This window comes from Gemmatimonadales bacterium (genome assembly GCA_035502185.1).
Lineage (GTDB): Bacteria > Gemmatimonadota > Gemmatimonadetes > Gemmatimonadales > JACORV01 > Fen-1245.
The window spans coordinates 35,329-52,241 of sequence record DATJUT010000007.1 but is presented as its reverse complement, the minus strand read 5'-3'; the positions used below and the strand labels follow the sequence as shown (position 1 = coordinate 52,241).

Here is a 16,913-nt window from a genome sequence, read left to right as displayed (position 1 = left end):
CGCCATGGGCATCCGCCAGTTCAAGCCCGTCACGCCGGGCACGCGCTTCCGGATCATCTCGGACTTCGACGAGATCACCAAGAAGGCGCCCGAGGAGTCGCTCCTGGAGCCGCTGCGCTCGCAGGGCGGCCGCAACAACCAGGGGCACGTCACCACCCGCTACCGGGGCGGCGGGCACAAGCGGATGTACCGGCGGGTGGACTTCCGCCGCGACAAGTTCGGCATCCCCGGCAAGGTGGCCGCGATCGAGTACGACCCCAACCGCTCGGCGCGGCTGGCGCTGATCCAGTACAGCGACGGCGAGAAGCGCTACATCCTGCACCCCCGCGGCCTGGCCGTGGGCGACGCGGTCAACTCCGGGCCGGGCGCCGACATCCGGCTCGGCAACGCGGTGCCGCTGGCCGAGGTGCCGCTGGGCACCACGGTGCACAACGTCGAGCTCAAGCCCGGGCGCGGCGGGCAGATGGCCCGCTCGGCCGGCGCCGCGGTCCAGGTGGTGGCCAAGGAAGGCGCGATGGTCACGCTCAAGATGATGAGCGGCGAGGTGCGCCTGGTGCGCGGCGTGTGCCTGGCCACGATCGGCCAGGTGGGCAACGTCGAGCACGAGCTGGAGAGCATCGGCAAGGCGGGCAAGTCGCGCTGGCTCGGCCGGCGCTCCAAGGTCCGCGGCGTGGCGAAGAACCCGGTGGACCACCCGCTGGGCGGCGGCGAGGGGAAGTCGAGCGGCGGCCGGCCGCCGGTGAGCCCGTGGGGCAAGCCGGAGGGCGTGAAGACCCGGCACAAGAAGAAGGCCAGCAACAAACTCATCATCCGCGGCCACAAGCGCGGGAAGGCGACGCGATAATGTCCCGCAGCGTCAAGAAGGGCCCGTTCGTGGACGAGCGGCTGCTCAAGCGGATCCACGAGCTGAACACCAAGAACGAGAAGCGGGTGCTCAAGACCTGGTCGCGGGCGTCCACCGTGACCCCCGACTTCGTGGGCCACACGCTGGCCGTCCACAACGGCAACAAGTTCGTGCCGGTGTACGTGAGCGAGAACATGGTCGGCCACAAGCTGGGCGAGTTCGCGCCGACCCGGCTGTTCCGCGGCCACAGCGGCAAGATGTCGGCCGACAAGAAGGCCAAGCTGGAGGCCGAGGGCGGCGCGCCGGCCGCGACGCCGGCCCCGGCGGCGGCGGCGAAGCCATGACCGAGGCGCGGGCGGTCCAGCGGACGCTGCGCCAGTCGGCGCGCAAGGTGCGGCTCGTGGTGGACCTGATCCGCGGGCGGCCGGTGGGCGAGGCGTTCTCGATCCTCAAGTTCAGCAAGAAGGGCGCCGCGGTGCCGGTGCGGAAGGTGCTGCTGTCGGCCGTGGCGAACGCGAAGATCAAGGCGGAGCGGGCGTCCGAGCGGTTCGACGAGGACCGGCTGTTCGTGAAGACGGTGATGGTGGACGAGGGCCCGACCCTGAAGCGGTTCATGCCGGCGGCGATGGGGCGCGCGACGCCCCTGAAGAAGCGGACCAGCCACGTCACCATCCTCGTGGCGACCAAGGAGCGTTAGCGGTGGGACAGAAGACGCATCCCCATGGTTTCCGGCTCGGCATCGTCAAGCCGTGGCGTTCCCGCTGGTTCGCGAACCGGGACTTCCCGGCGCTGCTCAAGGAGGACGAGCTGATCCGCACCTACCTGCGGACCCGGCTCCAGCACGCGGCCATCAGCGACGTGCACATCGAGCGCAAGCCGGGCAAGGTCCTGGTGACGGTGCACACCGGGCGGCCGGGCGTGGTGATCGGCAAGCGCGGGGCCGAGGTGGACAAGCTGCGCGACGAGCTGGCGCAGCTCACCAGCAAGGAAGTGGGGATCAACGTCGAGGAGATCAAGCGCCCCGAGCTGGACGCGCAGCTGGTGGCCGACAACGTCGCGCACCAGCTGGCGCAGCGCATCAGCTTCCGCCGCGCGATGAAGCGCGCCGTGCAGTCGGCGATGCGGATGGGCGCCCAGGGGATCAAGATCAAGTGCGGCGGGCGGCTGGGCGGGGCGGAGATCGCGCGGGTGGAGGGCTACCACGAGGGGCGGGTGCCGCTGCACACGCTGCGGGCCGACGTGGACTACGCCACCGCGACCGCCAAGACGACCTTCGGCACCATCGGCGTCAAGACCTGGATCTTCAAGGGCGAGGTCGTGGAAGACGCGCGCGGCCGCACCTACAGCACGGGGGCCTGAGCATGCTGGCGCCCAAGCGGGTCAAGTTCCGCAAGCAGATGAAGGGCCGGATGCGGGGGGTCGCGACCCGCGGCCAGACCGTGGCGTTCGGGCACTTCGGGCTCCAGGCGCTGGAGGCGGGGTGGGTCACGAACCGGCAGATCGAGGCGGCCCGCGTGGCGATGACGCGCAGCATGAAGCGCGGCGGCAAGCTGTGGATCCGGCTGTTCCCCGACAAGCCGATCACCAAGAAGCCGGCCGAGACGCGGATGGGGAAGGGCAAGGGCAACCCGGAGGGCTGGGTGTGCCCGGTGAAGATCGGGCGGATGCTGTTCGAGATCGAGGGCATCGAGGAGGCGCTGGCCAAGAAGGCGCTGGCGCTGGCGTCGGCCAAGCTCCCGATCAGCACCCGGTTCGTGAAGCGGGAGGTGTGAGGCAGTGGCACTGACCAAGCTCACCACGGTGCAGATCCGCGAGCTGACGGATGCGGAGCTCACGGCCAAGCTGGCCGAGTACGAGAAGGAGTCGTTCGGCCTGCGCTTCAAGGCGGCGACCGAGGTGCTCGGCAACCCGATGGATCTGAAGACCGCGCGGCGCACGGTCGCCCGTCTCAAGACGGTGCTGGCCGAGCGCGCCGCCAAGGCGAAGGCGAAGGCCCCATGAGCGAGGCTCGGCAGGAGCGGCCGCGGGCGCAGCGCAAGACCCGGACGGGCACGGTCGTGAGCGACCGGATGAACAAGTCGGTCGTGGTGACGATCGGCCGCCGCGTGACCCACGGCCTGTACGCGAAGCAGGCGACGCGCAGCAGCCGGGTGGTGGCGCACGACGAGCGCAACGAGGCGCACGTCGGCGACCTGGTGCGGATCATGGAGACCCGGCCGCTGTCGAAGACCAAGCGCTGGCGGGTCGTCGAGATCGTCGAGCGGGCGAAGTAGGAGGCGGCCGTGGTCCAGCAGGAATCGATCCTCAGGATCGCCGACAACTCGGGCGCGAAGCGGGCCCTGGTCATCCGGGTGCTCGGCGGCTCGAAGCGCCGGTACGCCGGGCTGGGCGACGTGGTGATCGTCGCCATCAAGGACGCCCTGCCGACCGGCACGGTGAAGAAGGGCGAGGTCGCGCGCGCGGTCGTGGTGCGCACCGCCAAGGAGACGCGGCGCAAGGACGGCAGCTACATCCGGTTCGACGAGAACGCCGCGGTGATCATCGACGAGCAGGGGGAGCCCCGGGCGACCCGCATCTTCGGGCCCGTGGGCCGCGAGCTCAGGGAGAAGCGGTTCATGAAGATCGTGAGCCTGGCGCCGGAGGTGCTCTAGCATGCGCCGGCTGGTGTATCGCAAGCGCGAGCGCGCCAAGGGGAAGCCGGTGCGGCGGGCGCGGGCCCGGCTCCACATCACCAAGGGCGACCTGGTGGTGGTGATCTCGGGCGAGGAGAAGGGCAAGCGCGGCAAGGTGCTGCGCGCGCTGCCCGCCAAGGGCCGGGTGGTGGTGGAGGGCGTGAACATCGTCAAGCGCCACCGCCGGGCGCGGCAGCAGGGCGAGGAGAGCCAGATCGTGGAGTTCGCCGCGCCGATCGCCGCCTCCAAGGTGATGCTGATCGATCCCAAGGACGACCACCCGACCCGGGTGCGGCGCCGGGTGGACACGGACGGGACGGTCGAGCGCGTGTCGGTGCGCTCGGGCGAGCCGATCCCGCGGAACCGGTAAGGGACCATGGCGGAAGAGACGAAGCCGGAAGCGGCGGAGCCCAAGGCCGCGAAGCCTCCCAAGCCGCCGCGCGAGCAGAAGGGCGGCAAGAGCGGGGGCAAGGGCAGGGATGCGGAGGCGGCGGCCGAGCCCAAGGGCCCGCCGGTGGTGTACGAGCCGGCGCCGCCGGCCCGGCTCGCCATCACCTACGCGGAGCGGGCGCGGCCGGCGCTGGCGCGCCGGTTCGGCTTCACCAACCCGCACCAGATTCCGCGGGTCGTGAAGGTGGTGCTGAACGTCGGGCTCGGGGAGGCGCAGAAGGCGCCCAAGGCGCTCGAGGCGATCGTGGCCGAGATGGGCCAGATCACCGGGCAGAAGGCGATGGTGACCCGGGCCAAGAAGGCGATCTCGAACTTCTCGCTCCGGGCCGGGATGCCGATCGGCGCCAGCGTGACCCTGCGGGGGGCGCGGATGTGGGAGTTCCTGGACCGGTTCATCAACATGGCGGTGCCGCGCATCCGCGACTTCCGCGGGCTGCCGACCCGGAGCTTCGACGGCCGGGGGAACTACACCTTCGGCATCAAGGAGCAGATGATCTTCCCGGAGATCGACTTCGACAAGGTCGAGCGGATCCACGGGATGGACATCACGATCGTGACCAGCGCCGGCCGCGACGACGTGGCGATGGCGCTGCTGCGGGAGCTGGGCGTGCCGTTCCACGGCGAGCAGCCGGTGGACGTGAGCTGATTCGAGGCGGGGGAGCGATGGCCAAGAAGTGCTGGATCGAGAAGGTCAAGCGGGCGCCGAAGTTCAAGGTCCGCGCGTACCACCGCTGCCAGCGGTGCGGCCGCTCGCGCGCGACCCTGCGCAAGTTCGGCCTGTGCCGCATCTGCTTCCGGGACCTGGCCCTGCGCGGCGAGATCCCGGGCGTCCGGAAGAGCAGCTGGTGACCGCGGATCGGACCGTCCGGTTGAGGAGGAGTCGAGCGAACCTATGAGCATGACCGATCCCGTCGCAGACATGCTGACCCGGATCCGCAACGCGTGCCTGGCGCGGCACCGGCGGGTCGACGTCCCGGTGTCCAAGCTCAAGGTGGAGATCGCGCGGTTGCTGCGCGACAACCACTACATCCAGGAGTTCAGCGTCCTGGACGACGGCCGCCACGGCCTGCTGCGGCTGTACCTCAAGTACCACGACGGCGACGAGCCGGTGATCCGCGAGCTGAAGCGCGTGTCGGCGCCGGGCCTCAGGCGCTACGTCGGCGTGCGGCAGATCCCGCGGGTCCGCAACGGCCTCGGGATGGCGATCCTCTCGACCCCGCAGGGGCTGATGAGCGACCGCGACGCGCGGACGGCGCACGTGGGCGGCGAGCTGCTCGCCGTGGTCTGGTAGGAGGGCGCCGTGTCGCGCATCGGCAGGAAGCCGGTTCCGCTGCCCAAGGGCGTCACCGCCACGGTGGCCGGCGGCACCGTCTCGATCAAGGGCCCCAGGGGCGAGCTGACGCACCGGGTGCCGGGCGACCTCGCGGTGAAGCTCGAGGACGGCCAGGTGGTCGTGAGCCGGCCGTCCGACGACGCGTGGCACAAGTCGCTGCACGGGCTCACGCGGACCCTGGTGGCCAACATGGTCGAGGGCGTCACCAAGGGATACGAGAAGTCGCTGGAAATCGTGGGCGTGGGCTACCGCGCCGAGACGAAGCCGTACGGCGTGGCGCTGGTGGTGGGCTACTCCCACCCGGTGGAGTTCAAGGCGCCGGCCGGCATCAAGATCACGGCCGACCAGCCCACGGTGGTGAAGGTATCGGGGAGCGACAAGGAGCTGGTGGGGCGGGTCGCGGCGGAGATCCGCGCCGTGCGGCCGCCGGAGCCCTACAAGGGCAAGGGCATCCGCTACACCGGCGAGCACGTCCGGCGCAAGGCCGGCAAGACCGGGGCGGGGGCCACCAAGTAGCATGAGACCGGTACGCAAGCCCAAGTCGGCGAACCAGCACCGCCGCCGGCGGCACCTCAGGGTGCGGCGCAAGATCAGCGGGACGATGGAGCGGCCGCGGCTGGTGGTGTATCGCTCGCTGAAGCACATCTACGCCCACCTGGTGGACGACGACCGGGGCGTGGTGCTGCTCGGCGTCGCCGACAACTCGGAGAAGGTGGAGCCGGCGGCCAAGGGCAAGGTCGGGCGGGGCTACGCCGTCGGGATGGCCCTCGCCCAGCGGGCGAAGGAGCGCGGCATCACCAGGGTGGTGTTCGACCGGGCGGGCTACGCCTATCACGGGCGCGTCAAGGCAGTCGCCGAAGGCGCGCGCAAGGGCGGACTGGAGTTCTAGAGGATGGCCAGGGAGCCAGGGCAGCAGGGACAGCACGGGCCGCACGGGCCGCAGGGGCCGCAGGGCCAGCACCGCGATGCGCCGCGCCGCGACCGGCGCGACCGGGACCGCGACCGCGAGAGCGAGCTGATCGAGAACGTGATCAGCATCAACCGCGTCGCCAAGGTCGTGAAGGGCGGCCGGCGCTTCAGCTTCAATGCGCTGGTGGCCGTGGGGGACGGGGCGGGCCACGTGGGCGTCGCGACCGGGAAGGCGAACGAGGTCAGCGAGGCGGTGCGCAAGGCGGTCGAGGCCGCGCGCCGCGCGCTCGTGGGCGTGCCGCGCACCGGCGCGACCATTCCGCACGAGATCATCGGCAAGCACGGCGCGGGCCGGGTGCTGCTCAAGCCGGCGGCGTCCGGGACCGGCGTCATCGCCGGCGGGCCGGTGCGCGCCGTGCTCGAGTGCGCCGGCGTCCAGGACATCCTGACCAAGAGCCTGGGCAGCAACAACCCGCACAACATGGTGCGGGCCACGCTCGACGGCCTGAAGCACCTCACCACCGTGCAGCGGGTCGCCAAGGAGCGGGGCGTCGAGGTGTCGTCGCTGGGGTACCGGGCGCGCCAGGGGGAGCCGGGCCGTGCCAGCTAAGTCGAAGGCGCGGGCGGCCGGGGGCCGGCTGCGGGTCGAGCAGGTGCGGAGCGGCATCGGGCATCCGGCGGCGCACCGCCGGACCCTGCGCGCCATCGGCCTCAAGCACCACCAGGACGTCGTGGTGGTGGTGGACTCGCCGTCGCTCCGCGGCATGCTGAACCAGGTGCGGCACCTCATCGAGGTGACGCCGGTCGGGGAGGGCTGATGGCCGACAAGGTCGTCGAGAGGGTCGGTCTCGACACGCTGAAGCCGCCGAAGGGCTCGGTCCACCCGCCCAAGCGGCGCGGCCGCGGCCCCGGGTCCGGGCACGGCAAGACGTCCGGGCACGGGCACAAGGGCCAGAAGGCCCGCACCGGGGGGCACGTGCGCCCCGGGTTCGAGGGCGGGCAGATGCCCCTGATCCGGCGCGTCCCGAAGCGCGGGTTCACGAACCCGTTCAAACAGGCCGCGCAGCCCGTGAACCTCAAGGCGCTCGGCGCGTTCGCCGGCCGCGAGGTGACGGCGGCCGCGCTGGCCGAGGCGGGGATCGTGGCCGACGCGGACCGGCCCGTCAAGGTCCTGGGCGACGGCGAGGCGCCCCAGGGGCTGGTGATCAAGGGGCTCGCCGTCTCCGCCCCGGCGCGCACCAAGATCGAAGCCGCCGGCGGGAGAATCGAGGAGTAGCCGGTGACCGCGCCGCGGATCCCGAACCTGTTCAAGATCCCCGAGCTCAAGGAGAAGATCCTCTTCACGCTCCTGTGCCTGCTGCTGTACCGGGTGGGCTCCCACATCACCGTGCCGGGCGTGGACGTCAACGCGCTCACGCAGTTCTTCAAGAGCCAGGGCGGCGGTCTGCTGGGCATGTACGACATGTTCGTGGGCGGCGGGCTGTCGCGCGCGACCGTCTTCGCCCTCGGCATCATGCCGTACATCTCGGCCAGCATCTTCTGGCAGCTGATGGGCGCGGTCTTCCCGTACGTCGAGAAGCTCCAGCGGGAGGAGGAGGGGCGGAAGAAGATCACCCAGTGGACGCGCTACCTCACCGTCGGGCTCGCCGCCGGACAGGCGTGGGGCATCGCGATCTTCATCGAGGGCGTCGTCCAGGGCGCGGTGGCCGCGCCGGGCTGGGGCTTCCGGCTCACCACGGCCTTCGTGCTCACCGTGGGCGGCGTGTTCGTGATGTGGCTCGGCGAGCAGATCACGGAGCGCGGCCTCGGGAACGGGATGAGCCTGCTGATCTTCTTCTCGATCGTGCAGGGCGGCTGGCCGGCGATCGGCAAGACGGCGGAGTACCTGCGCACCGGCGCCGTGGACTGGCCGCGGCTCGTGGTGCTGGCCTTCATCATGCTGATCGTGGTGTGGGTGACCGTGGCCATCACGGTGGCGGCGCGCCGCATCCCGATCCAGATCCCGCGCAAGGTGATGGGCCGAGGACGGATCCGCGAGGGGCAGAAGTCGTTCATCCCGCTGCGGATCAACTCGGCCGGCGTGATGCCGATCGTGTTCGCGCAGTCCATCATCATCGTGCCGGGCACCCTGGCCCAGTTCTCCAACGTGCAGGCGCTGAAGGACCTGGCGGAGTACTTCCAGCCGGGCTCCTGGGTGTACTACGTGCTGTACACGGTGCTGATCGTGTTCTTCACCTACTTCTACACGGCGATCATCTTCAATCCGGTGGACCTGGCGGAGAACCTCAAGAAGCAGGGCGGGTTCATCCCCGGGGTGAAGCCCGGCTCGCGCACCGCCGAGTACATCGACCACGTGCTGTCGCGCGTCACGCTGCCCGGCGCGATCTTCCTCACGGCGATCGCGGTGATGCCGATCATCATCTTCGACAGGTTCAACGTCCCGTTCCGGTTCGGCGGCACGGCGCTGCTGATCGTGGTGGGCGTCGCGCTCGACACCGTCCAGCAGATGCAGCAGCACATGATCCTGCGGCAGTACGACGGGTTCATGAAGGAGGGAAGGGTCAGATTCCGCGGGCGGCAGAGATACATGTGACGGAAGGTGAGAGGTGAGAGGTGAGGAGTGAGAGGCTCCCGTGAGAGGTGAGAGGTGAGAGGCGGCGGTGGGCCTCTCACCTCTCGCGTCTCACCGGCCGTGACCCCTTGACCTTCTCACGCTCTGCCTCTCACTTCTCACCTGCCCGTCTCACCGCTCACCTTTCACCTCTCACGCTCTTCGGGCCTTCATGCACCTCATGATCCTCGGAGCCCCCGGCTCCGGCAAGGGGACGCAGGGCAAGCTGCTGGCCGAGCATCTCGGGATCCCCCAGATCTCGACCGGCGAGCTGCTGCGGGCGGCCGTGAAGCAGGGAACGCCCCTGGGCCGCCAGGCCAAGGGCTACATGGACCAGGGGCTGCTGGTGCCCGACGACGTGGTGCTCGGGCTGATCCGCCAGATCCTGGAGTCGAAGGAGGGGGCGCGCGGCGTGCTGATGGACGGCTTCCCGCGCACGGTGCCCCAGGCGGCGGCGGTGGACCGGATGCTGGCCGGCCGCGGGGACCGGGTGGACGTGGTCCTGCTGCTCGAGGTCGCCGAGGACGAGCTGGTGCGGCGGCTGCTGGGGCGCGCGGCCAAGGAGGGCCGCAGCGACGACAACCTCGAGTCCATCAAACAGCGCCTCAAGGTGTATCACGAGCAGACGGCGCCGCTGGTGGCGCACTACGACGGGCAGGGCGTCGTGAAACGGGTGCCCGGGACGGGCGGCGTGGACGAGATCCAGGTCAGGGTGCGGGAGGTCGTGGGGGCCGTGGCGTGATCACCATCAAGTCGTCGCGCGAGATCGAGCTGATGACGCGGGCCGGCCACGTCGTGGCCGACGTGCTCGCGCTGGTGCGCTCGCGGGCGGCCGCGGGCGTCTCGACCTGGGATCTGGATCAGCTCGCCGAGGAGTTCATCCGCTCCCACGACGGCGCGACGCCGTCGTTCAAGGGGCTGTACGGGTTCCCCGCCACGCTGTGCACCTCCCTCAACGCCGAGGTGGTGCACGGGATCCCGAGCCGCAAGCGCCTCCTCGCGGAGGGCGACATCCTCAGCGTGGACGTCGGCGCCTGCATCGGCGGCCTGCACGCCGACGGGGCGCTGACCGCGATGGTGGGCGAGGTGGCGCCCGAGACGCGGAAGCTGCTCGAGACGACGGAGCGTGCCCTCGCCGCCGGCATCGCGGCCGCGCGCGCCGGCGGGCACGTGGGCGACATCGGGAGCGCGGTGCAGCGGGTGGCGGAGGCCGAGCGCTACGGCGTGGTGCGGGAGCTGGTGGGCCACGGGATCGGCAGCCAGTTCCACGAGGAGCCGCAGATTCCGAACTACGGGATGCCGCACCGCGGCCCGCGGCTGCTGGCCGGGATGACGCTGGCGATCGAGCCGATGGTCAACCTGGGCCGGCCCGAGGTGCGCACCCTCCCCGACAAGTGGACGGTGGTCACCGTGGACGGTTCGCTCTCGGCCCACTTCGAGCACACGGTGCACGTCACCGAGAACGGGCCGCAGATCCTGACGCTCCCCTCGGCGGTGCCGGTCGGGTAGACGCGCAGGACTTCGGAGTCCTCGCCCGTCAGCCGCCGATCGCCGCCTCCACGAACCCCGTCGCGCGGGCGACGTCGCCCTCAGCCTCGGCGATCAGTCGCCGGGCCTCCTCCACCAGCGGGGCCGCCTCCGCGGGATTCGGCATCCCGGCCACGTTGATCCGCACGTTGTAGGCGGCGCCGCGTGCGGCCGCACCCGCCAGCAGCGCCCCCACGCCCGCGTCGCTCACCGCGTTCCGGTTGCCGGCCTCCGCCGCCCGCGCCGCCAGTTCAGCCACGTCACGGGCCGCGCGCAAGGTCTCCAGCGGCACCCGGGCCGCCCCGATCAGCGCCCTCTGAATCGCATCCTTGCGCGGCGCCTCGGGCTCCCTGGCCAGCGCATAGGCCGCGCTCACCGCGTTGAACGCCGCCGCGTCCTCGTCCCCCAGGCGCATCAGCCGCACCCTGAGCGCCTCCGCGCGCTCGAGCAGCTGTCGGAACTCGCCGTCCACGGCCGCGTACTTCTTGCGCCCCACGGTCAGCCGCCCCACCATCGCCGCCAGCGCGGCCGCCATCGCGCCGGCCACCGCCGACACCGTGCCGCCGCCCGGCGCGGGGCTCGACGACGCCACCGCGTCCATCCAGTCACCGAGCGTCGGGCCCGCGGTCGAGCGCACCTTGGCCTCCAGCACGTGCGCGGCCACCGGCTCCCGCAGCCGCAGGTGCCGCTCCGTCGCGCCGTGCAGGCAGCGCTCCGGCACCATCCCCACGATCTCGCTCCATGCCGCCTCGGTGCCCAGATCGCGCGCGGCCGCCGCCACGGCCTCGAACGCCACGTGCGGCGGCGTCACGTCGATGTCCACCAGGTTCATCGAGACCTGCGCCTCGCCGCCCACCAGCAGCCCGAGCGCCTTCACCGCCGGCAGGCCGCCGGTGGCGGTGCGGACCTTCTTCGCGATCGCCTTGGCGACCGCCGGGTCGGCGGTCCCGAGGTACACGTTGTAGGCCACCAGGAACGGGCGCGCGCCCACCGCCACCGCGCCCGCCGACTCGTGGATCCTCGCCGGCCCGAAGTCCGGCGCGTGCGCCGGATCGGTGCCGATCAGCTCGCGCAGGCCCTCGAACTCGCCCTTCCGCACGTCGGCGAGGTTCGCCCGCTCGGGCCGCGTCGCCGCCCGCTCGTACAGGTAGACCGGGATCGCCAGCTCGGCGCCCACGCGCTCGCCGAGCCGCCTGGCCAGGGCCACGCAGTCGTCCATCGTCGCGCCCTCGAGCGGGATGAACGGCACGACGTCCGCGGCCCCCATCCGGGGATGCTCGCCCCGGTGCGTCCGCAGGTCGATCCGCTCGGAGGCGAGCTTCACGCCCCGGAAGGCGGCCTCCACCGCCGCATCGGGTGGCGCCACGAACGTGAAGACGGACCGGTTGTGGCTGGGGTCGGCCTGGGCGTCGAGCAGCCGCACGCCGGGGACGGAGGTGAGGGCGGAGCGGAGGGCGTCGAGCAGCTCGGCGTTCCGGCCTTCACTGAAATTGGGGACGCATTCGACGAGGGGCATGGCAGGTCAGAGTGAGAGGTGAGGGGTGAGAAGTGAGAGGTTCAAGTGAGCGGTGAGAGGTCAGGTGAGAGGTGAGACGGAGTCCGTCTCGTTCAGCAGCTTGAGGAGCCACCCGTGAATCGCCGGATTCCCGGCCACGATGGGGCCCTGGCGGACGACGTCGGTCTCGCCGGCGAGGCCCGTCACCAGTCCTCCCGCCTCGCGCACGATCAGCGTGCCGGCGGCCACGTCCCACGGCGCGAGCGACAGCTCCCAGAAGCCGTCGAACCGGCCGGCCGCGACGTCGCACAGGTCGAGCGCCGCCGAGCCGGGACGCCGGACGCCGCCGGCGCTCCCGACGACGGCCGCGAACTGCTCCCGGTAGCGCGGCCACTCGTCCATGAACCGGTACGGGAATCCGGTACCGATCAGCGCGAGCCTCGGCTGGGCCACGGCGGACACGTGGAGGCGCGCCTCGTCCTGCCACGCGCCGCCGCCCTCGAGCGCGTGATAGCGGATGCCCGTCGACACGTGGTGCACGACGGCCGCCACGTGCCGCCGGTCCACCAGCGCGCCGATGGACACGGCGTACCAGGGGAAGCGGTGGAGGAAGTTCGTCGTGCCGTCGAGCGGGTCCACGACCCACGTGAGTCCGGAAGGCAGGCTCGCCGCGCTCGCACCTGCCGCGACCGGCGTCAGCTCCTCGCCGACGATCGCGCCGCCGGGGAACGCGCGCGTCAGGGTCTCGGCGATCAGCCGCTCCGCCTCCCGGTCCACCTCGGTGACGAAGTCCGCACGCCCCTTCTCGGACCACTCCTCGGGCGCGAGCCGGCCCTCCTCGCGGCGCAGGAACGCCGCGGCCCGATCGGCCGCAAGTTGCGCCGCCGCCAGCAGTTGGCGCGCCTCGAGTTTCACTTGCCACACCTCCCGCGGTTCCTTAGCTTGCCCTGATGCACCGGGTCTTCAGCGGCATCCAGCCCTCGGGCGAGCTGCACGTCGGCAACTACCTCGGGGCGGTGAGGAACTGGGTCGCCCTGCAGTCGGATCACGAATGCATCTTCAGCATCGTGGACCTCCACGCGATCACCCAGCCGTACGAGCCCAGGGAGCTGGCCGGCCGGACGCTGGAGATGGCGGTGGGCCTGCTCGCGGCCGGCATCGATCCGGAGCGCGCCACGCTGTTCGTCCAGTCGCACGTGCCCCAGCACACCGAGCTGGCATGGGCCCTGGGCGCCGTCACCCCGCTCGGCGAGCTGGAGCGGATGACCCAGTTCAAGGACAAGTCCGCCCGCGAGGAGACCGTCCCCGCCGGCCTGCTCAACTACCCCGTGCTGCAGGCCGCCGACATCCTGCTCTACCTGGCCGACCGGGTGCCGGTCGGCGAGGACCAGCTCCAGCACCTGGAGCTGGCCCGGGAAATCGCCCGGCGCTGGAACGCGCGCTACGGCACGGAGTTCTTTCCCGAGCCCCAGCCGCTGCTGTCGAAGGCCCGCCGCATCGTCGGCCTCGACGGCAAGGCGAAGATGTCCAAGAGCCTCGGCAACACCATCGGCGTCCTGGACACGCCGGAAGTGATCTGGGAGAAGCTCCGGCCCGCGATGACCGATCCCGCGCGCAAGACCAGGCGCGACCCCGGCACGCCGGAGATCTGCAACATCTATTCCCTGCATCAGCACCTCTCCACGCCGGCCCAGATCGAGCACGTCGCGACGCAGTGCCGGACGGCGGGATGGGGATGCCTCGACTGCAAGCGCGTGCTGGCGGACAATATGATAGCGGCCCTCGCCCCCGTCCGGGAGCGTGCCCTGGAGCTGAAGGCGCGGCCCGAGCGCGTGCGCGACATCCTCGCCGCGGGGGCCGGGCACTGCCGGACGCTGGCCGAGAAGACGCTGCGCCGGGTGCGCGACCTGATGGGGTTCGCGCCGTCGGCGTGACGACGCCCCGCCGCCTGGTGCTGGACCTCGCGTCGCAGCGGCCGCTGTGGCGGCCCCCCGAGACGTTCCTGCGTGCGCTGGCCGCCGCCGCGGGCGACGCCTGGCGGGTGGAATCGGTGGCGGCCGCGAACGACAGCGACGGGGACGGGGCGGGCGGCTCGCCGGAGGCCGTGGCTGTTGCCGCCGGGGCGGAGATATACATTGGGTGGGGCATCCCCGAGGCGGTGCTCGAGGCCGGGCGCGGGACCCTGCGCTGGGTGCACAGCGCGGCCGCGGGGGTGAGCGGGAGCCTCGGCGCGGCGCTGCGGCAGTCGGGCGTGGTGTTCACCAACTCGGCCGGCGTGCACGCGGAGCCGATCGCGGAGTGGGTGCTGGCCGCGGTGCTGCACTTCTTCCGCGCGATGGACCTCGCCGCGGCCGCGCAGCGCGAGCGCCGCTGGGCGAAGGCGGAGCTGACCGGGCTGCCGAGTCCGTTCCGGGAGCTGGCGGGCAGCCGCGTGGCGGTGTACGGCCTGGGGGGCATCGGGCGCGCCGTGGCGGCGCGGCTGGCGGCGCTCGGCGCCGCGGTGCGCGGCGTGCGGCGCCGGCCGGCGCTGGGCGGGCCGGCGGGCATCCCGGTCGTGGGACCGGGCCAGGCGACGTGGGCGCTCGAGGGCGCGGCGGCGCTGGTGGTGGCGGCGCCGCTCACGGGCCATACGCGCGCGGCGATCGGCGCGGCGGAGCTGGCGCTGCTCGCCGACGGCGCGGTGGTGGTGAACGTGTCGCGCGGAGCCGTGGTGGACGAGGCGGCCCTGCTGGCGGCGCTCGGGTCCGGCAAGCTGCGCGGCGCCGCGCTGGACGTGTTCGAGCGCGAGCCGCTGCCGCCGGAGCACCCGTTCTGGGGCCATCCGCGCGTGCTGGTGCATCCGCACGTCGCGGCGGCGACGGCGGGCTTCTGGGCCCGCGAGCAGGCGCTGGTGCTCGAGAACTGGACGCGGTACCGGGAGGGGCGGGAGCTGTTGAACGTGGTGGACACGGGCGCGGGGTACTGAATGGAGAAGATCATCAAGGCCGCGGTCGATCGCGGGGCGTCGGACCTGCACATCAAGGCGGGCGACGTGTTCCGCGCGCGGATCGACGGGAAGCTCGTCCCCCTCACCAAGCAGCGCCTGACGCCGGAGCAGACGAAGGCCATCGCGCTCCAGTTCATCCCCAACGTCGAGGACCAGGCCCGGATCGACCGGATCCAGGACTACGACTGCTCGTGGGGCGCGCCGGGCATCGGCCGGTTCCGGGTGAACATCCTGCGGCAGCGGTCGTCGTTCATGATCGTGATGCGGGTGATCCCGTTCGAGGTGCCGACCTTCGAGTCGCTCCACCTCCCGCCGGTGCTCGCCACCGTCGCCGCCGCCGAGCGCGGGATGATCCTGGTGACCGGCGTGACGGGCTCCGGGAAGAGCTCCACGATGGCCGCGATGATCGACTGCATCAACCGCACCCAGCAGAAGCACGTGGTCACCCTGGAGAACCCGATCGAGTTCCTGCACCGGGACATCAACTGCAGCCTGACCCAGCGCGAGGTCGGGACCGACACCGAGAGCTTCCGCACCGGGCTCCGGGCGGCGCTGCGCCAGGACCCGGACGTCATCCTGATCGGCGAAATGCGCGACCCCGAGACGGTCGACACGGCGATGAAGGCGGCGGAGACCGGCCACCTGCTGGTGTCCACGCTCCACACGCCCGACGCGACCACCACCGTCGCGCGCGTGGTGGGGATGTTCCCGCCGGAGGAGCAGGATATCGTGCGCGTCCGGCTCGCCGACACCCTGCACGCCGTGGTCTCGCAGCGGCTGCTGCGGCGCAAGGACGGCCACGGGCGGGCGGCCGCCGTCGAGGTGATGCTGGTCACGGCGACGATCAAGGACCTCATCCTGGACAAGAACCGCACCGGCGAGATCCGGGAGTTCATCGCCGAGGGCCGCGAGCAGTACGGGATGCAGACCTTCGACCAGCACCTGATGGAGCTGGTGCAGGAGGACGTGGTGGACTACGACGTCGCGCTGGCGCACGCGACGAACCCGTCCGACTTCGAGCTGCAGATGAAGACCTTCCGCCGCCGCTCCCGGCTCTCGACCAAGGCGCGGGTCCCGGCCGACCGGGGCTCGGGCGCCAAGGCCGCGCCGGAGCGGCCGGAGGGCTTCACCGACGACCTGTCGAGCATGCTGCCCTCGTGAAGGCCGAAGCGCTGCACGGAGTCCTCGCACCGGTCACCACGCCGTTCGACCGCGAGACGGGCGACGTGGCGCCGGTCGCGCTGCGCTCGGCGGCGCGCGAGCTGCTGGCCCGCGGGCTGCACGGGATCGTGGTGAGCGGGAGCACCGGCGAGGGGCCGCTGCTCGACGACGACGAATCGGCGCGCCTGGTCGAGTGGCTGCGGGACGTGGTGCCCGACGACCGCTGGCTGGTGGCCGGCACCGGCGCGGAATCCACCCGCGCCACGATCCGCGCCACCGAGCGCGCCGCGGCGGCCGGCGCCGACGCGGCGCTGGTGCGGCCGCCGGCCTATTTCGGGCCGGCGCTCTCGCCGGCGGCGCTGGTGGGCCACTTCGTGCGGGTGGCCGACGCCAGCCCCATCCCGATCCTGGTCTACAACATCCCCAAGCACACCCACGTGATGCTGCAGGACGGCGTGCTGCGCTCGCTGGCCGAGCACGAGCGCATCGCCGGCTTCAAGGATTCCTCGGGCGACCTCAAGCTGCTGGCCGCCTATCGGGCGGCGGCGCCGCGGCTGCGGGCCCTGGTCGGCTCTGGCTCGCTGTTCTACCCGGCGCTGGAGCTGGGGGCCGACGGCGGCATCCTGGCCGTCGCCTGCTTCGCCGCCGAGCAATGCGCGCGGCTGTATCGCGCCTTCCGCGCCGACGACCGCCGGTCGGCCGGCGCGGAGCAGGAGCGGCTGGTGCCGCTGGCGCGCGAGATCGTCGGGGAGCTGGGCGTGCCGGGCGTGAAGGCGGCGATGGACCTGGTGGGCCTGGAGGGCGGCCCGGTGCGGCCGCCGCTGCTGCCGCTGGACGCCCGCCAGCGCTCGCGCGTGGCGGACCTCCTGGCCACGGCCGGCCTCAAGGCCGCGGCCTAGGTCACCCGACACCCTTACCCCCGACA

Annotated in this window: 26 protein-coding genes; 24 read left to right on the top strand and 2 right to left on the bottom strand. The window is 72.0% G+C overall.

What is annotated here, in order from left to right; genetic code table 11:
- Window positions 1-4 precede the first annotated feature (4 nt).
- The 20 genes from rplB (at window position 5) to map (ending at window position 10,328) form a co-directional block, all read left to right on the top strand.
- Window positions 5-844 carry a 50S ribosomal protein L2 gene (rplB, locus tag VMF70_00785; protein HTT66537.1) on the top strand — a complete coding sequence of 280 codons (840 nt, stop codon included), beginning with the start codon at window positions 5-7 and terminating at the stop codon, window positions 842-844.
- Window positions 844-1,188 carry a 30S ribosomal protein S19 gene (gene rpsS / locus VMF70_00780; GenBank protein ID HTT66536.1) on the top strand — a complete coding sequence of 115 codons (345 nt, stop codon included), beginning with the start codon at window positions 844-846 and terminating at the stop codon, window positions 1,186-1,188. Before rplB ends, rpsS begins: the two co-directional genes overlap by 1 nt.
- Window positions 1,185-1,541: a 50S ribosomal protein L22 gene (gene rplV / locus VMF70_00775; GenBank protein HTT66535.1), complete on the top strand. Its 357-nt coding sequence runs from the start codon at window positions 1,185-1,187 to the stop codon at window positions 1,539-1,541. The genes rpsS and rplV overlap by 4 nt, the downstream gene beginning before the upstream one ends.
- A 2-nt stretch (window positions 1,542-1,543) precedes the next feature.
- A complete protein-coding gene (gene rpsC / locus VMF70_00770; GenBank protein ID HTT66534.1) occupies window positions 1,544-2,203 on the top strand; it encodes a 30S ribosomal protein S3 in 660 nt (219 codons plus the stop codon).
- Window positions 2,204-2,205: 2 nt separating this feature from the next.
- Window positions 2,206-2,616 carry a 50S ribosomal protein L16 gene (gene rplP, locus VMF70_00765; GenBank protein ID HTT66533.1) on the top strand — a complete coding sequence of 137 codons (411 nt, stop codon included), beginning with the start codon at window positions 2,206-2,208 and terminating at the stop codon, window positions 2,614-2,616.
- Between the two features lie 4 nt (window positions 2,617-2,620).
- On the top strand, window positions 2,621-2,845 hold the full coding sequence (rpmC, locus tag VMF70_00760; GenBank protein ID HTT66532.1) for a 50S ribosomal protein L29: 225 nt from the start codon (window positions 2,621-2,623) through the stop codon (window positions 2,843-2,845).
- A complete protein-coding gene (gene rpsQ, locus VMF70_00755) occupies window positions 2,842-3,117 on the top strand; it encodes a 30S ribosomal protein S17 (GenBank protein ID HTT66531.1) in 276 nt (91 codons plus the stop codon). The genes rpmC and rpsQ overlap by 4 nt, the downstream gene beginning before the upstream one ends.
- Before the next feature lie 9 nt (window positions 3,118-3,126).
- Window positions 3,127-3,495 (top strand): 50S ribosomal protein L14, encoded by a 369-nt coding sequence (gene rplN / locus VMF70_00750; GenBank protein ID HTT66530.1) that lies wholly within the window; start codon window positions 3,127-3,129, stop codon window positions 3,493-3,495.
- Between the two features lies 1 nt (window position 3,496).
- On the top strand, window positions 3,497-3,886 hold the full coding sequence (gene rplX, locus VMF70_00745) for a 50S ribosomal protein L24 (GenBank protein HTT66529.1): 390 nt from the start codon (window positions 3,497-3,499) through the stop codon (window positions 3,884-3,886).
- Between the two features lie 6 nt (window positions 3,887-3,892).
- Window positions 3,893-4,612 (top strand): 50S ribosomal protein L5, encoded by a 720-nt coding sequence (gene rplE, locus VMF70_00740; GenBank protein HTT66528.1) that lies wholly within the window; start codon window positions 3,893-3,895, stop codon window positions 4,610-4,612.
- A 17-nt stretch (window positions 4,613-4,629) separates the two neighbouring features.
- Window positions 4,630-4,815 (top strand): type Z 30S ribosomal protein S14, encoded by a 186-nt coding sequence (locus VMF70_00735; protein ID HTT66527.1) that lies wholly within the window; start codon window positions 4,630-4,632, stop codon window positions 4,813-4,815.
- Between the two features lie 49 nt (window positions 4,816-4,864).
- Window positions 4,865-5,257, top strand: a complete 393-nt coding sequence (gene rpsH, locus VMF70_00730) for a 30S ribosomal protein S8 (GenBank protein ID HTT66526.1) — start codon at window positions 4,865-4,867, stop codon at window positions 5,255-5,257.
- Window positions 5,258-5,266: 9 nt separating this feature from the next.
- Window positions 5,267-5,815, top strand: coding sequence for a 50S ribosomal protein L6 (gene rplF / locus VMF70_00725; protein ID HTT66525.1), 549 nt, complete (start codon window positions 5,267-5,269; stop codon window positions 5,813-5,815).
- Between the two features lies 1 nt (window position 5,816).
- A complete protein-coding gene (gene rplR / locus VMF70_00720; GenBank protein HTT66524.1) occupies window positions 5,817-6,188 on the top strand; it encodes a 50S ribosomal protein L18 in 372 nt (123 codons plus the stop codon).
- 3 nt (window positions 6,189-6,191) lie between these two features.
- Window positions 6,192-6,818 carry a 30S ribosomal protein S5 gene (gene rpsE, locus VMF70_00715; protein HTT66523.1) on the top strand — a complete coding sequence of 209 codons (627 nt, stop codon included), beginning with the start codon at window positions 6,192-6,194 and terminating at the stop codon, window positions 6,816-6,818.
- The gene (rpmD, locus tag VMF70_00710) at window positions 6,808-7,026 is read left to right on the top strand and encodes a 50S ribosomal protein L30 (GenBank protein HTT66522.1); all 219 of its coding nucleotides are present in this window, start codon (window positions 6,808-6,810) and stop codon (window positions 7,024-7,026) included. Before rpsE ends, rpmD begins: the two co-directional genes overlap by 11 nt.
- The gene (rplO, locus tag VMF70_00705; protein ID HTT66521.1) at window positions 7,026-7,484 is read left to right on the top strand and encodes a 50S ribosomal protein L15; all 459 of its coding nucleotides are present in this window, start codon (window positions 7,026-7,028) and stop codon (window positions 7,482-7,484) included. The genes rpmD and rplO overlap by 1 nt, the downstream gene beginning before the upstream one ends.
- Before the next feature lie 3 nt (window positions 7,485-7,487).
- A complete protein-coding gene (gene secY, locus VMF70_00700; protein ID HTT66520.1) occupies window positions 7,488-8,801 on the top strand; it encodes a preprotein translocase subunit SecY in 1,314 nt (437 codons plus the stop codon).
- A gap of 199 nt (window positions 8,802-9,000) precedes the next feature.
- On the top strand, window positions 9,001-9,561 hold the full coding sequence (locus VMF70_00695; GenBank protein ID HTT66519.1) for an adenylate kinase: 561 nt from the start codon (window positions 9,001-9,003) through the stop codon (window positions 9,559-9,561).
- Window positions 9,558-10,328: a type I methionyl aminopeptidase gene (gene map, locus VMF70_00690; protein HTT66518.1), complete on the top strand. Its 771-nt coding sequence runs from the start codon at window positions 9,558-9,560 to the stop codon at window positions 10,326-10,328. Before VMF70_00695 ends, map begins: the two co-directional genes overlap by 4 nt.
- 28 nt (window positions 10,329-10,356) lie before the next feature.
- Here map and ftcD read toward each other — a convergent pair whose 3' ends face one another.
- Both ftcD and VMF70_00680 read right to left on the bottom strand, forming a co-directional pair.
- A complete protein-coding gene (ftcD, locus tag VMF70_00685; protein ID HTT66517.1) occupies window positions 10,357-11,862 on the bottom strand; it encodes a glutamate formimidoyltransferase in 1,506 nt (501 codons plus the stop codon).
- Window positions 11,863-11,922: 60 nt separating this feature from the next.
- The gene (locus VMF70_00680) at window positions 11,923-12,756 is read right to left on the bottom strand and encodes an inositol monophosphatase family protein (protein ID HTT66516.1); all 834 of its coding nucleotides are present in this window, start codon (window positions 12,754-12,756) and stop codon (window positions 11,923-11,925) included.
- 35 nt (window positions 12,757-12,791) lie between these two features.
- On the opposite strand from VMF70_00680, the gene trpS reads away from it, so the two are divergent.
- Genes trpS through VMF70_00660 form a run of 4 tightly spaced genes read left to right on the top strand, consistent with a single transcriptional unit; the run spans window position 12,792 to window position 16,887 of the window.
- Window positions 12,792-13,775, top strand: coding sequence for a tryptophan--tRNA ligase (gene trpS / locus VMF70_00675; protein HTT66515.1), 984 nt, complete (start codon window positions 12,792-12,794; stop codon window positions 13,773-13,775).
- Window positions 13,772-14,806, top strand: coding sequence for an NAD(P)-dependent oxidoreductase (locus tag VMF70_00670; protein HTT66514.1), 1,035 nt, complete (start codon window positions 13,772-13,774; stop codon window positions 14,804-14,806). Before trpS ends, VMF70_00670 begins: the two co-directional genes overlap by 4 nt.
- Entirely contained in the window at window positions 14,807-15,988 is a 1,182-nt protein-coding gene (locus VMF70_00665) for a PilT/PilU family type 4a pilus ATPase (protein HTT66513.1), read from the top strand. It begins immediately after the preceding gene.
- Complete coding sequence (locus VMF70_00660; GenBank protein HTT66512.1) at window positions 15,985-16,887, top strand: dihydrodipicolinate synthase family protein; 903 nt, start codon at window positions 15,985-15,987, stop codon at window positions 16,885-16,887. The genes VMF70_00665 and VMF70_00660 overlap by 4 nt, the downstream gene beginning before the upstream one ends.
- Window positions 16,888-16,913 lie beyond the last annotated feature (26 nt).